Genomic DNA, 13,093 nt, shown 5'->3' on the forward strand with positions numbered 1-13,093 from the left:
TCTGGCAGCACGCTCGCCGGCCTGCAGCACGATCTCGGTGACGCCGGGTAGCGTTCTCGTACCGGCGAGGGTTCGGGAGCAGCGAGAAGAGGAGAGACCTGTGTCCGAGATCGACGAAGGACGTGGCGCGGGAGTCCCGCAGAGCGATGCGGCGGGAGTCGACGGAGCCGCGTTCCTGTCCGACCGGCCCGGCAGGTTCGACCTGGACGGCGACGGCGTGCCCGACGTGGAGACCGCCGACACCAACGGCGACGGCGTCGTCGACGCCCAGTTCGAGGACTATGACGGCGACGGCGTGCCGGACCTCGAGATGTACGACACCAGCGGCGACGGCAAGCCGGACTTCGTCCACGACGTGGCGGGCGGCGTCGAGTCGATCTCTCTCGACACGGACGGCGACGGCGAGGAAGACGTGCGCGACACGTTCCCGGCCTGAGGATCTGCCCGCGGGGCCCGTCCGGCTCGAACGCCTCTGCCACGGACTCGGCCGCGGGGGCGTGGACCAAGGAGGGCGCGGGGACGGTCAGGGTGCCGACCCTTCGGCTACCCGACCTCCTCACCGCCCTGCCCCCTACCAGCGAGAACACTCTTCTCCAGCCTCTGCACCAGCTCGCCCAGCGCCTGCCGCTCCCCCGGCACCAGATCGGCCACCAGCTCTTCCTCGTGCGCCAGCAGCCCTCGCACCGCCCGCGCCACCGTCTCGTGCCCGCGCTCCGTCAGCGTCACCGCGACCGCCCGCCGCGACGCCGCCGACGACTCCCGCGTCACCAGCCCCTCCCGCTCCGCCCGGCCCACCCGCTGCGAGATCGCGCCCGCGGTCACCAGGCACCGTTCCGCCAGCTCGCGCGTGGTGAGCGTCCACGGCTCGCCGGACCGGCGCAGGGTGCTGAGCAGGTCGAGCGTCGCCGGGTCGATCCCGAGGCGGTGCAGGGTCCGACGGCGTTCGTCGGCGAGCAGCTTCGCCACCCGCCACAGCGGCGTGATCACACCGATCGAGGACGTCGGCACGCCGGGCAACTCGCGGTCCCAGGCCGCGGCGATGTCCGCGGCGGGCACCGCGCCCGTGCCGTCGAAGGGGTACTCGGCCACGTCGACCTCCTGTACGTTTAGATCTAAATCTACCAGGAGGAGCATCCATGCCCCGTCTTGTCCTCGTCACCGGCGGCTCCGGCGGCATCGGCCGCGCCGTCGCCGCGCGGTTCGTCGCGGGCGGTGACGACGTCGTCATCACCGGACGCGACGCCGGCCGCCTCCGGGCGGCCGCCGAGGCCACCGGCGCCCGGCCGGTCCCGTGCGACGTGTCCCGGCCGGACGACGTCGCCGGCCTGGTCACGACGCTCGGCCCGATCGCCGTCGTCGTCGCCGTGGCCGGCGGCAACACCGACTTCGACGACAGCCCGCGCGACGCGCCCGGCGACACCGCACCGCCCGCACGCCTCGCCCGGACGGCCGCCGCCTGGCGGGCCAACCTCGAGGCGAACCTGATCAGCACGGTGCTCACCGTCGAGGGCGCGCTGCCGGCCATGGTCGACGGCGGCTCGATCGTCACGGTCGGGTCCATCGGCGCCGAGTACGCCGGCGGCTCCTACGGCGTGGCGAAGGCCGCCGTCCAGGCGTGGACGGCCGGGCTGTCCGCCCGGGTCGGCCCGCTGGGCCTGACGGCCAACTGCATCGCGCCGGGCTTCGTCGACCACACCGACTACTTCCGCGGCCACCTCTCCGACGAGCGCCGCGAGCGCCTGGTCGCCGCCACTCACGACGCGCGCGCCGGCGTGCCCGCCGACGTCGCGGGCCTGGCCTGGTTCCTCGCCTCCCCGGACTCCCGCCACGTCACGGGCCAGACTCTCGGTCTCAACGGCGGGGCGCACACGACCCGCTGACCCTCAGTCCGGGTCGGGGCGGCGCGTCCGCGCGCGGCCCCGCGGCTCGCCGTCCCCGCGGGGCTCGCCGTCCCCGCGGACCCCGGCGGGCGGCTCGGCGGCCGACCGGAGGCGGTGCGCCAGCACCTCGCAGCGTTCTGCGAGCCCGGCGGGCTCCAGCACCACGAAGGCGTGCCCCAGCAGCGGGACGTGCAGCAGCAACAGGTCCAGGTCGTGCCACGTCCATCCGCGTCGCGAGCTCGGGCCCGATCCAGGCGGGCTCCGGCGACCACACGATCGACTTCGGGTTCCCGGAGCCGACGCCGGCGCCGCTGACGACGATCGCGTGGCGGCTCGGGCACGTCGTCGTCGGGGTGCTGGCGGTCCGCAACGCGGCGCACTTCGGCGCCCCCGCGGCGTCGTACGAGTCCTGGGACTACGCAGGCGACGCCGCCACCGCGCTCGACCAGCTCGACGTGCAGGTCGACGCGTGGCTGGCAGGGGTCCGTGCGCTCGGCGACGATGGTCTCGCACGCCCGGTGGGCGACGCCGAGCCGTTCCCGGACGCACCGATGACGGAGCTGGTGCTGCACATCGACCGCGAGCTGATCCACCACCTGTCCGAGGTCTGCCTGCTGCGCGACCTCTACCTGCACACCCGCTCGCACCCGGACGGAGCATCACGATGAGCAAGGATTTCCAGGTCACCTTCGACGCGCACGACCCACGGAGCCTGTCGGCCTTCTGGCGGGAAGCGCTCGGCTACGTCCACCCGGGGCCGCCCGGCGTCGAGCTCGCGCCGGGCGACGACCCGCTCGCCGCCTGGGACGACTTCCTGGAGCGCGAGAACGTCCCGCCGGAGCTGCGCAACAGCGCCTCCGCCCTGGAGGACCCCGAGGGAGTCCGCCCGCGGATCTTCTTCCAGCAGGTCCCCGAGGACAAGGTCGCCAAGAACCGTCTCCACCTCGACATACGGACGTCGTCCGACCTCCGGGGCGACGAGCGGATGGCGGCGCTGGAGACCGAGTGCGAGCGCCTGGTCGCCCTGGGCGCCGGCCGCCTGCGCCGCTTCGAGCCGGACCTGCCGACGAGCATCGGGTTCATCGTGATGCAAGATCCGGAGGGGAACGAGTTCTGCCTCGACTGATGCGCCGGGACGCGGCGGGCAGTGGCATGGCCCCTGCCCGCCGCCCCACGCCCGGTCAGGTGGACCCGACCGGGCGGCCGGGTTCAGGATCGCTTGCGCAGCGCCCGGGCGGCCGCGATGACGATGATCGCGCCGAGGATGGCGAAGAGCCAGGTGGACAGCGACCAGAACTCGTTGAAGCCGATGCCGAACAGGACGCCGCCGATCCAGCCGCCGAGCATGGCTCCCAGCACGCCCAGCAGCAGCGTCATGAGGAAGCCACCCGGCTGCTTGCCGGGCAGGATGAAGCGGGCGATCACACCTGCGACCAGACCCAGGATGAGAAAAGCGAGGATGCCCATGGTGTTCCTCCGTCAGTCGTCGGTCGTTGCTCGGGTACACGGAAGCACCGATTCCGCACGACGGACGAAAACGTTACCCGATCGAGTCCGGATTGGGATGTATTCCCTACCACTGATTGACATCAGGAACCACTCGACGGTACTGGCCGCCGTCCGGGCCGGAGCGATCCGCGGGAAGGCCCCGATGTAGACCGGATGTAGGGCCCGCGTAGCCGCTCCGTGCACGCTCGGTCGTGGAAGTCCCACACCGAGCGAAGGAGCAGCGATGGAACGGACGAGGAATCGCGTCGGCACGGTCTTCGCGGCCGTCCTGGCCCTGGTCGGCAGCCTGCTGGTCGGCACGGTCGGCGCTGCGCCGGCACAGGCCGCCGCGGCCCGCAACGGCGTCTGCGAGAGCGGCGAGATCTGCTTCTACTACAACAGCGGCAACGCGGGGTCCATCTCGGACCACGCGGCCAAGGACCTCGGCAACTACGGCACCGACCCCGCCACCTGCTATGTCTTCCGCACGTCGGGCCGGGCCGGGTACAACCAGTGCATCAAGAACAACGTCGCCTCCGTGTGGAACCGCACGGGCAAGAAGGTGCGGGTCCACTACAACTCGTCCTTCGGCGGGACGTACGACGCCGTCGGCGCCGGGGCGAAGCGCAACCTCAAGGCTGCCGTCAAGAACAACAACGCCTCGCACGACGTGGCGCCCTTCCGTTCGTCGGGCGCGTGCAAGAACGTCTTCGGCAACCCCCGGTCCTGCGCCGGGGCGGTCAGCTGGGCCAAGGGCAAGCTCGGCGCCACCGGCTGGGGCGGCTACTGCGACCGGTTCATGGCCAACGCCTACGGGTGGTCCAACAGCGGCTCGCACACCGCCTACATCCACTGGACCCAGGTACCCTCCACGCACAAGCACGGCGGTGACCGGACGGTCCCGGCGGGCGGCCTGGCCTTCTTCAGCGGGGGCAGCAGCGGCGCCGGGCACGTGATGATCTCGATCGGGGGCGGCGAGTTCGCCTCCAACGACATCGACGGCTACAACAAGATCTCCAGGGCGACCATCGCGGAGGTCGAGAACGAGTGGGGACAGCACTACCTCGGCTGGGCCCAGCCCTGGTTCAAGGTGAACCACTGACCCGTGCCGTACCCAGCGCACCGCCCGTACCGACCGTCCCGAGCAGCGCGTGGCAGCGGGCCTCACCGTCCCAGAGGCCGATCCGGTGGAAGATCGCGGCGGCCTCCGTGAGGGCGTCGGTGGCCCGCCCGGTGTCCGCGTCGTCCAGCAGGATGGGACCCCAGCTCAGGAGCGTCGAGGCCGTGCAGTGTTCGTCGTCGAGGCCGCGGAACAGCGCGACGGCGTGCCCGAGGTCCGCCGCCGCCGCGGCGGACCTGCCCAGGCCGTGCTCGAGCAGGCCGAGGTCCCGCAGCGTGACCGCCTCCCGGTGCCGGTCACCGCTCGTCCGCGCGAGCCGGAGCGCCTCGTCGTACCAGGGTCGTGCCTCGGCAGGCCGGCCCTGGGCCACGAGCACCCGCCCGACCGCGCCACGCAGCAGGGCCTCCCGGGGCTCGTCGCCCGCGTCGACGACCGGGCCGAGGGCACGGTGCAGGCATGCGGCCGCCTCCGAGAGCCGGCCGCGGAACCGGTGCACCGTGGCCAGGCCCGCCACGGACATCGCGGCGCCGAGGCGGTGGTCCTGCGACTCGTACGCCCGGAGGGCGGCCCGCAGCTGCTCGGTGGCAGCGTCGAGCTCGTCGGCGTAGATCATCACCTGGCCGAGCCCGCGCAGGAGCGCGCCCCGCGCCGTCGGGCCCACGCCGGGCAGGCTCAGCATGAGCCGGGCACCGGTCCGCCAGTCGTCGTAGAGCGCCTTCTGGTCGTACAGGGGCGCCAGGGAGCCGACGAGCCGGGGGCCGGATCCGGCCAGCTCCCACGTGCGGGCGAGCCGCACGGCGTCGAGCAGCGCGTGCCGCTCGGCGGCGAGCCACGCGGGCGCGTCGCGGACGGCGAGCTCCGCGGGCCCGACGACGGCGCCGACGGCGTCCTGCACGGGCGCGGACGCCGGCGCGGCTGGCTCCCGCCCCAGCGGGTCGAACAGGCTCGGCGGCTGCCCCTCCCGCGCCCGGTCCGCGAGCAGTCCCCAGCCGCGCACCACCCGGTCCGCCGCGGGCCGGCACACCGCCGCGCCACGGCTCGTCGCGCGCTCGCGCGCGTGCACCCGGATCAGGTCGTGCATGCGGTAGCGGGCCTGGCCGACGGCGTCGTACCGGACCAGCTGGACCAGGCCGGCGTCCAGCAGGAGGTCCATGACGGGCTCGTGCTCCGCGGAGTCCACGAGGGCGCCGAGCACCCATCCGGGCTGGTCGTTCGGTCCCAGGAGCCCGAGCAGGTCGAAGGCGAGGGCCGCGTCCGGGGGCAGCGACCGGATCGAGAGGTCGACGCTGGCCCGCACGTCGAGGGCGCCGAGGCTCAGCTCGGCGAGGCGCCGTGACTCGTCCGTCAGCCGGGCGAGCATCTGCCGCAGGGGCCACGACGGCCGGCTGAGCAGCTTCCCGCCGGCGATCCGTACGGACAGGGGCAGGTAGCCGCACAGCCGCACGATCCCGCCGGCCTCCGCCGGCTCCCTCTCCACGCGAGCCCGGCCGACGATCTTCGCCAGGAGCGTCTCGGCGTCCTCGGGCTCCAGCGCGCCGAGCTGCAGGTGCCGGGCGCCGGGCAGGTCGGTGAGCCCGTTCCGGCTCGTGACGACGACGGCCGACTCCCCGTTCGGCGGCAGGAGCGCCTGCACCTGCCCGGCGTGCGCGGCGTCGTCGAGCACGAGCAGCGTGCGCCGCTCGGAGACCATGGACCGGAACAGCGCAGCGCGGGCCTCGACGGAGTCGGGCAGCGGGTGCCCGAACCGGCCGAGGCCGTGCAGCAGGGTGGCGAGCAGCTCGCCCGGCTCCCGCGGGGCGGGCGACGTGCCACCGAGGTCGAGGTGAAGCTGGGCGTCCGGGTACCGGTGCCCGACCAGGCGGGCGAGACGGAGCACGAGCGTCGACTTCCCGGTGCCGGGCGCGCCGCTCACGACGACGACGGCGGGCGCGTCGGCGCAGTCGTGCTCGTCGACGAAGCCCGCCAGGGCGGCGAGCTCGGCCGTCCGCCCGGCGAAGTCCGGGACGCCCGGCGGCAGCTGGCGGACGGGGCTCGCCGCCGCGGGCGCCGGACGGCCGGCGTCGGGCAGGTTCCGGTCCAGGATCTGCTGGTGGACGGCGCGGGTGGCGTGGCTCGGGTCTGCCCCGAGCTCGTCGGCCAGCGTGCGGCGGAGGCGGTCGTACTCGAGCAGCGCCTCCGCCGTGCGGCCGCTGCGGTGCAGCGCGACCAGCAGCTGGCGGCGCAGGTGCTCGCGGAACGGGTTCCGGCGCGCGTGGTCCTGGAGCTCGTCGACGACCGCCTCGTGCTCGCCGCGCTCGATCCGCGCCTGCAGCAGGTGCTCGACGGCCGTCATCCGCAGGTCCTCGAGGCGGACCGCCAGCGCCTGGGCGGCGGCGCCCGGCGACGCGCCGTCGAACGGCTCCCCGCGCCACAGCGCGAGGGCGTCGGTCAGCAGCTCGCGCGCCTCGGCGAGCCGGCCGGTGCGGAAAGTGTCCAGCCCCGAGCGCACCCCCGCCTCGAAGCGCAGGGCGTCGACACCGGCGTCGCCCGCCGAGAGCAGGTAGCCGGCGCCGCGGCGGGGGATGACGTCCGCACCGCCCAGCAGGCGCCGGAGCTTGCTGACATACCCGTAGACCTGGGTCGGCGCCGAGTCCGGCGCGTGGTGGGACCAGACGTCGTCGATGAGCTCGTCCACGGTCACCGGGTGCGGCGCGCGGGCGACGAGGCTGCCCAGGACCGACCGGCTCTTGCCCGTCACCGGGTACCAGGCCTCGCCGTCACTGATCTCCGGCGAACCGAGGATCCTGACCCGCATCGTGAGCATGCAGCACGCCCCCCAGCCGAGGGCCGGACCCCGGCACGACTTGATGGCGGAACTCGACCCTGGTCGGGGTCGAGACACACAGTGGCCAGCGCCGTCCAGGAAGTCAAGGGGAGATCTACCCGGGGTCGTGCGCCGTCACCGCGACGGCCGGCCGCGAGCCGTCGGGCCGCGGCCGGCCGCGCGCCCTCACGCCTCGGCGGGCACCTGCGCGACGCCCCGGGGCAGGACCTTGGCCGAGCCGAGCCGCGCCCACCCGACGAACGCGGCGAGCACGCCGAGGATGAGGACCACGGGGACGGCGGCGCCGTTGCCGACGGACATCTCGGCGACCGCCGCCCCGATCATCGTGGCCATGAGACCGAACGCCGCGACCGGCGTGAGGACCGGCAGGATCCGGGTCGCGGCGGGCAGGATCAGGCCCAGCGCGCCCAGCACCTCGGCCCAGCCCGCGATGTACATCAGTACCCCGGGCACCTCCGACATCTCCCCGAGCGCGGCCGGTGACGACATGGCCTTCGACCCACCGATGAACAGGAACGCGAGCGCCAGCAGTGCCGAGACGATCCACACAGCGATCTTCATGAGAATACCTTCCTGTAGGGCGTGCACACCTGGTGTTCCGCGCACTCCGGTGTGCGGGCACGGTCACCGGACCGCATGGGAGAAGTCAAGCAGTGATTCCGGTGGATTACTCCAGATTAGTACCACTAAGGCCGGAAATCATCGGCGGCCGGCGACCCAGGAGTGCGGCTCAGTCCACGGGCTCCAGCAGGAACAGCGGGATCTGCCGGTCCGTCTTCTTCTGGTACTCGCCGTACGTCGACCAGGTCGCCACGGCGTGCTCCCACCACTCGGCCCGCTCGTCGCCCGACAGCTCGCGCGCCGTGTACTCCTTGCGCACCGGCCCGTCCTGCAGCTCCACCTCCGGGTGCGCCCGGAGGTTGTACACCCAGACCGGGTTCTTCGGCGCGCCGCCCAGCGACCCGACGGCGAGGTACGCGCCGTCCCGCTCCACGCGCATCACGGGCGTCTTGCGGAGCTTGCCGGTCTTCGCGCCGCGGTTCGTGATCACGACGATCGGGTCGCTGCCGCCCCGCAGGGTGTTGGCCTCGGTGCCGTTCGATCCTTCGAAGGCCTCCACCTGGTCACGGACCCACCCCGCCGTGCTCGGAACATATTCGTCCTGTCGTTCGTTCATAACTGTTCCCAACGGCCCGAGACCACCGTTATTCCAGACCTGGCGTGGCCTCCGTGCCCGCCCGGGCCGGCAGGACAGACCCCGCCACGCCACGGGCGAACTCCCGCCGCACCTCCTGACGGAACCCATAAGGTGGTGGAATGACCGACGCGCAGTCCGAGCCGCACGAGCAGGCCCCCACCCCCCCGCGAACGGCCCGCAAGACCGTGCTCCTGGCCGCCTTCGAAGGTTGGAACGACGCGGGCGGAGCCGCCACCAGCGCGCTCACCCACCTGTCCGAGGTCTGGGAGGCGGAAAAGGTCGCCGAGCTCGATCCGGACGAGTTCCACGACTTCCAGGTGAACCGTCCCATGGTCGCGTTCGACGACGACGGCAAGCAGTTCATCACGTGGCCGACGACGTCGGTCTGGGTGGCCCGCCTGCCGGAGCGCACGGTCGTCCTGGTGCACGGCATCGAGCCGTCCATGCGGTGGCGCAAGTACTGCTCGGAGCTGCTCGGCATCGCGGCGGACCTGGGGGTCGAGTCGTTCGTGACGCTGGGCGCGCTGCTGGCGGACGTACCGCACACCCGGCCGATCCCGATGACCGCGACGTCGGACAGCACGGGCGTGCAGGCGGTGCTCGACATCGAGCCCAACACCTACACGGGCCCCACCGGCATCGTCGGCGTGATGCAGCACGAGGCCGCCGAGCGCGGCCTGCAGTCGGTGTCGCTGTGGGCGGCGGTGCCGCACTACGTGGCGAACCCGCCCTCCCCCAAGGCGACGCTCGCGATCCTGACGCGCATCGAGGAGCTGCTCGGCGAGTCCGTCGACATGCGCGACCTGCCCGACGACGCCGCCGCCTGGCAGCAGGGCGTCGACGAGCTCGCCAGCGAGGACACGGAGATCTCCGAGTACGTCGCCCAGCTGGAGGAGGCGAAGGACACCGCGGAGCTGCCCGAGGCGTCCGGCGACGCGATCGCCCGCGAGTTCGAGCGGTACCTGCGCCGCCGCGACATCGGCGGCAAGGACGGCAGGGACCAGGGCGGTCCTGGGGGTCCCGGCGGTCCTGGGGGTCCCGGCGGTCCTGGGGGCCCCGGCGGCCCCGGCGGTCCCGGGCCGGGCTGAGCTGCCCGCTCCGGGCTGCGCGCGCGAGGCGGCTGCGCTACCCGAAGAGCCAGGGCGCCGCGGCCCGCAGGGCGGCGTCCAGGTCGGGCCCCAGCGTCTGGACGTAGGTCCCGGTCATGTGGTCGGCGTCGCGGTAGGCGAGCACGTTGCCGACGACCACGTCGCAAGTCTCCGGCCCGCAGATCGAGTCCGTGAGGTCGACGTGCGTGATGCCCGTCGTGGCGGGCGCGTACCCGGGAGCGTCCGCGGGGAACGCGTCACCGAAGAGGTCGGCCCGCGGCACCGCGCAGGCCGCCGTCGCCTCGTCCCTCGGCCGGCCGTGCTGCTGCGCCAGGCAGCCGGGGACCTCCTGCTCGAAGCGCGGGGTGTCGCGCACGCCGATCACCGGGATCCCGGCGGCCGCCATCTTCTCCCACGCGGCCTCCTGCTCGGGGACGACGAAGTCCGGGCCGTCGGTCGAGGTCCGCGTGCTCTCCACGACGACGGCGTCGGGCCGGTCGGCCAGCACCCGGTCGAGCGCGGCGGCCGACCAGCCGACGCAGTACCGGTGGGAGGCCTCCGGCCCGACCGTGAGGCGACAGCCGTGCTTGAACATCGCCGTCATCTCCCAGCCCGCGCCGTCGGCCACCTGGACCCAGGCGTCGCCCCAGTGCTGGGTGTGGGATCCGCCGACCAGGTAGACGCGCCGGGTGGGCGCGCCCTGCTCGGGCGTGGCCATCACGCAGGTGACGACCTGGATCCCTGTGTTGTCGGAGTTGGCGCAGTCGGTCACGTGGCGCCCGTCCCGGCCCGCGATCCGCGTGGACGGCCGGAACGGGACGTCCGCGGGGCCGGCGGTGTCCGGGGCCGGCGTCGCGGACCGCAGGACGGCCGCGCCGGGATGGTCGGGCGACGGCGCGCGCAGCGCCACCAGCTCGGCGGCCTCCCGCTGCTCGATCCCTTCGGCGCTCGCCCACACGCCGCCGGCGAGCACGAGCGACAGCGCGCCGAGCACGGCACCGGCCGCGAGCCGGCGGTGCGGCACCGGCGGGCGGGCCGGCGGTGCGGGCCGGGCCGCCCAGCGCTCGACCGGCCGCGCGACCCACCGCACCGTCGCCCAGGCGAGCAGGACCGACACGAGCACGACGGCCGCGCCGTCGAGCACGCCCGCGCGGGGCCGGCCGGCGACGGCCAGCCACGCGATCAGCAGCGGCCAGTGCCACAGGTAGAGCGCGTACGAGACGGTCGCCAGCCAGCGCGGCACCGGGTTGTCCAGCACGCGGCTCAGGACGCCGAGCCGGGCGGTGCCCGCCGGACCGTCACCGGCGCCCGCCGAGGCGGCCTCGGCCGCGAGGAGCACCAGCAGCGCGCCCGCGACGGGGAAGAGCGTGGCGGGACCCGGGAAGAGCCGCCCGCCGTCGAACACGAACCCGCAGACGACGACCGCGGTCACGCCCGCCCACCCGGCGGCGGCGCGCAGCGGCGGGGCCATCCAGGCCCGTGCCGTGGCGAGCGCCAGCAGCCCGCCCGCGCCGATCTCCCAGACCCGCGCGAACGTGTGGAAGTAGGCGACCGGCTGGTCGACGGCGGCAAGCCGGACAGCGAAGGCGAACGACGCGGCGGTGACGAGCCCGAGGACCGTGGCGAACAGCCGCTCGGCGGTGATCGCGCGGCCCCGCACCCGGCGCACCCGCGCGGCGAGCGCCGCGCACCCGAGCGCGACCACGGGGAGCGCGGCGAGGTACTGCACCTGGACGGCGAGCGACCAGAAGTGCTGGAGCGGGCTCGCCTCCGGCCCGGCCGCGCCGTAGGCGAGCTCGGCGTCGATGAGCCGCCAGTTCTCCCAGCTTGTCGCCGACGCCGCCGCCTCGCGCAGCATGCTCTCCCAGCGGCCCGGCGGGAGCAGGGCGAGCGTGCCGGCGACCACGGCGAGCAGGACGGCCAGGGCCGTCGGGGCGAGCCGGGTCAGGTCGCGCGACCAGGCGCCGGGCACGGTGAGCCGCCCCGCCGTGGCACGGCGGAGCACGGCGCGCGTGGTGAGGAACCCGGAGATGACGAGGAACACGTCCACCCCGCCGGACACCCGCCCGGCCCCGAACACGTGGAACAGCACGACGAGGGTCAGCGCGACCCCGCGCAGCCCGTCGACCTCCCCGATCCGCCCGTGAGGGCTCGACGACGACGGGAGCGCCGCGCTCTTCGCCACCGCCCGGGTCAGAGACGGACGCCCAGGAGGGCGTTGACCGCACGGGAGAGGACGCCGGGAGCGCCCTCCTCGTCGGCGGTCGTGTCACGGCCCGGGACCAGGGCGTCCCGCGACCACGCGTCCACCGCGGCGAGCGCGGACGGGGCGTCGAGGTCGTCGGCCAGGGCGGCGCGCACGGCGGCCAGGGTGCCGTCGACGGCCGGGCCGCCGTTGCCGGAGACTGCCGAGCGCCACAGCTCCAGGCGCTCGGCGCCCGCGGCCAGGTCGGCGTCCGTCCACTCCCAGGCGGCGCGGTAGTGGTGGGCCAGGAGCGCGAGGCGGACCGCCATCGGGTCGGCGCCCTCCTCGCGGAGCCGGGAGACGAGCACCAGGTTCCCGCGGGACTTGCTCATCTTCTCGCCCTGGTAGGCGACCAGGGCCGCGTGCACGTGGGCACCGGCGACCGGCTCGCCGAGGGCGCGCAGGTGAGAGGTCGACATCTCGTGGTGCGGGAAGACGAGGTCCGCTCCCCCACCCTGGACGTCGAACGTGCCGCCGCCGGGCGGGGCGACGGCGAGGCCGAGCCCGTCGCGGGCGATGACCGTGCACTCGACGTGCCAGCCGGGCCGGCCGGGACCGAGCGGCCCGCCGTCCCAGGCGGGCTCCCCGGGGCGCTCGGCGCGCCACAGCAGCGGGTCGAGCGGGTCGCGCTTGCCAGGGCGGTCCGGGTCGCCGCCACGCTCGGCGAACAGGGTGCTCATCGTCGCGCGGTCGAGGCCGGAGACGTGGCCGAAGCCGGCATCGGCCGAGACGTCGGCGTAGACGTCGTCGCCGGTCACGCCGTCGTCGACGGGCGGGACGCGGTAGGCGGCGCCGGACTCCAGCATCGCGGCCACGGCCACGGCGACGTCGGGGACCGCCTCGACCGCACCCGTGTACACGTCCGGCGGGACGACGCCGAGCGCCGTCATGTCCTCGGCGAACAGAGCCTCCTGGTCGCGAGCGAGGTCCCGCCAGTCCACACCCGTGGCGGCGGCGCGCTCGAGCAGCGGGTCGTCGACGTCGGTCACGTTGGAGACGTACGTGACCCGCTTGCCGGCGTCGCGCCAGGCGCGGACCAGCAGGTCGAAGGCCACGTACGTGTTCGCGTGACCGATGTGCGTCGCGTCGTACGGGGTGATTCCGCAGACGTAGAGCCCGGCAGCTCCTCCGGGCGCGGCCTCGACGAGGGCGCCGGCCGAGGTGTCGTGCACCTGGACCTTGTCGGAGCTGCCGGGGATCTCGGGGATCTGCGGGCGGGGCCAGGAATGCACCCGCACAGCCTAGACGGT

The 13,093-nt window shown here is 74.3% G+C and carries 14 protein-coding genes; 6 read left to right on the top strand and 8 right to left on the bottom strand.

Annotated features, from left to right (window positions below; all coding sequences use genetic code 11):
- Positions 1-100 precede the first annotated feature (100 nt).
- Positions 101-436, top strand: coding sequence for a hypothetical protein (locus tag ACYU96_RS12065; protein ID WP_460753487.1), 336 nt, complete (start codon positions 101-103; stop codon positions 434-436).
- 107 nt (positions 437-543) lie between these two features.
- Here the strand turns inward: ACYU96_RS12065 and ACYU96_RS12070 are convergent, their stop codons facing one another.
- Complete coding sequence (locus ACYU96_RS12070) at positions 544-1,089, bottom strand: MarR family winged helix-turn-helix transcriptional regulator (RefSeq protein ID WP_460753489.1); 546 nt, start codon at positions 1,087-1,089, stop codon at positions 544-546.
- A gap of 47 nt (positions 1,090-1,136) precedes the next feature.
- Here ACYU96_RS12070 and ACYU96_RS12075 point away from each other — a divergent pair, with 47 nt between their 5' ends.
- Positions 1,137-1,880 (top strand): SDR family NAD(P)-dependent oxidoreductase, encoded by a 744-nt coding sequence (locus tag ACYU96_RS12075; protein ID WP_460753491.1) that lies wholly within the window; start codon positions 1,137-1,139, stop codon positions 1,878-1,880.
- A gap of 3 nt (positions 1,881-1,883) precedes the next feature.
- Here the strand turns inward: ACYU96_RS12075 and ACYU96_RS12080 are convergent, their stop codons facing one another.
- Positions 1,884-2,081: a hypothetical protein gene (locus ACYU96_RS12080; protein ID WP_460753494.1), complete on the bottom strand. Its 198-nt coding sequence runs from the start codon at positions 2,079-2,081 to the stop codon at positions 1,884-1,886.
- Between the two features lie 152 nt (positions 2,082-2,233).
- Here ACYU96_RS12080 and ACYU96_RS12085 point away from each other — a divergent pair, with 152 nt between their 5' ends.
- On the top strand, positions 2,234-2,548 hold the full coding sequence (locus ACYU96_RS12085; protein WP_460753496.1) for a DinB family protein: 315 nt from the start codon (positions 2,234-2,236) through the stop codon (positions 2,546-2,548).
- Complete coding sequence (locus ACYU96_RS12090) at positions 2,545-3,006, top strand: VOC family protein (protein WP_460753499.1); 462 nt, start codon at positions 2,545-2,547, stop codon at positions 3,004-3,006. Before ACYU96_RS12085 ends, ACYU96_RS12090 begins: the two co-directional genes overlap by 4 nt.
- A gap of 83 nt (positions 3,007-3,089) precedes the next feature.
- Here the strand turns inward: ACYU96_RS12090 and ACYU96_RS12095 are convergent, their stop codons facing one another.
- Positions 3,090-3,347, bottom strand: a complete 258-nt coding sequence (locus tag ACYU96_RS12095; RefSeq protein ID WP_460753501.1) for a GlsB/YeaQ/YmgE family stress response membrane protein — start codon at positions 3,345-3,347, stop codon at positions 3,090-3,092.
- A gap of 265 nt (positions 3,348-3,612) precedes the next feature.
- On the opposite strand from ACYU96_RS12095, the gene ACYU96_RS12100 reads away from it, so the two are divergent.
- Positions 3,613-4,470 (top strand): peptidase inhibitor family I36 protein, encoded by an 858-nt coding sequence (locus ACYU96_RS12100; RefSeq protein ID WP_460753504.1) that lies wholly within the window; start codon positions 3,613-3,615, stop codon positions 4,468-4,470.
- Here the strand turns inward: ACYU96_RS12100 and ACYU96_RS12105 are convergent.
- From ACYU96_RS12105 to ACYU96_RS12115, 3 genes are all read right to left on the bottom strand, one after another.
- On the bottom strand, positions 4,454-7,291 hold the full coding sequence (locus ACYU96_RS12105; protein ID WP_460753506.1) for an AfsR/SARP family transcriptional regulator: 2,838 nt from the start codon (positions 7,289-7,291) through the stop codon (positions 4,454-4,456). The genes ACYU96_RS12100 and ACYU96_RS12105 overlap by 17 nt on opposite strands.
- A 186-nt stretch (positions 7,292-7,477) precedes the next feature.
- A complete protein-coding gene (locus ACYU96_RS12110; RefSeq protein WP_460753509.1) occupies positions 7,478-7,873 on the bottom strand; it encodes a DoxX family protein in 396 nt (131 codons plus the stop codon).
- A gap of 169 nt (positions 7,874-8,042) precedes the next feature.
- Positions 8,043-8,489 (bottom strand): nitroreductase family deazaflavin-dependent oxidoreductase, encoded by a 447-nt coding sequence (locus tag ACYU96_RS12115; protein ID WP_460753512.1) that lies wholly within the window; start codon positions 8,487-8,489, stop codon positions 8,043-8,045.
- A 140-nt stretch (positions 8,490-8,629) separates the two neighbouring features.
- On the opposite strand from ACYU96_RS12115, the gene ACYU96_RS12120 reads away from it, so the two are divergent.
- Positions 8,630-9,598, top strand: coding sequence for a PAC2 family protein (locus tag ACYU96_RS12120; RefSeq protein ID WP_460753515.1), 969 nt, complete (start codon positions 8,630-8,632; stop codon positions 9,596-9,598).
- Between the two features lie 37 nt (positions 9,599-9,635).
- Here ACYU96_RS12120 and ACYU96_RS12125 read toward each other — a convergent pair whose 3' ends face one another.
- Together ACYU96_RS12125 and mshC are read right to left on the bottom strand one after the other, a co-directional pair.
- The gene (locus tag ACYU96_RS12125) at positions 9,636-11,783 is read right to left on the bottom strand and encodes an acyltransferase family protein (protein ID WP_460753517.1); all 2,148 of its coding nucleotides are present in this window, start codon (positions 11,781-11,783) and stop codon (positions 9,636-9,638) included.
- Between the two features lie 8 nt (positions 11,784-11,791).
- Positions 11,792-13,075: a cysteine--1-D-myo-inosityl 2-amino-2-deoxy-alpha-D-glucopyranoside ligase gene (gene mshC, locus ACYU96_RS12130; protein ID WP_460753520.1), complete on the bottom strand. Its 1,284-nt coding sequence runs from the start codon at positions 13,073-13,075 to the stop codon at positions 11,792-11,794.
- Between the last annotated feature and the right edge of the window lie 18 nt (positions 13,076-13,093).

The organism is Myceligenerans cantabricum (assembly GCF_054777735.1).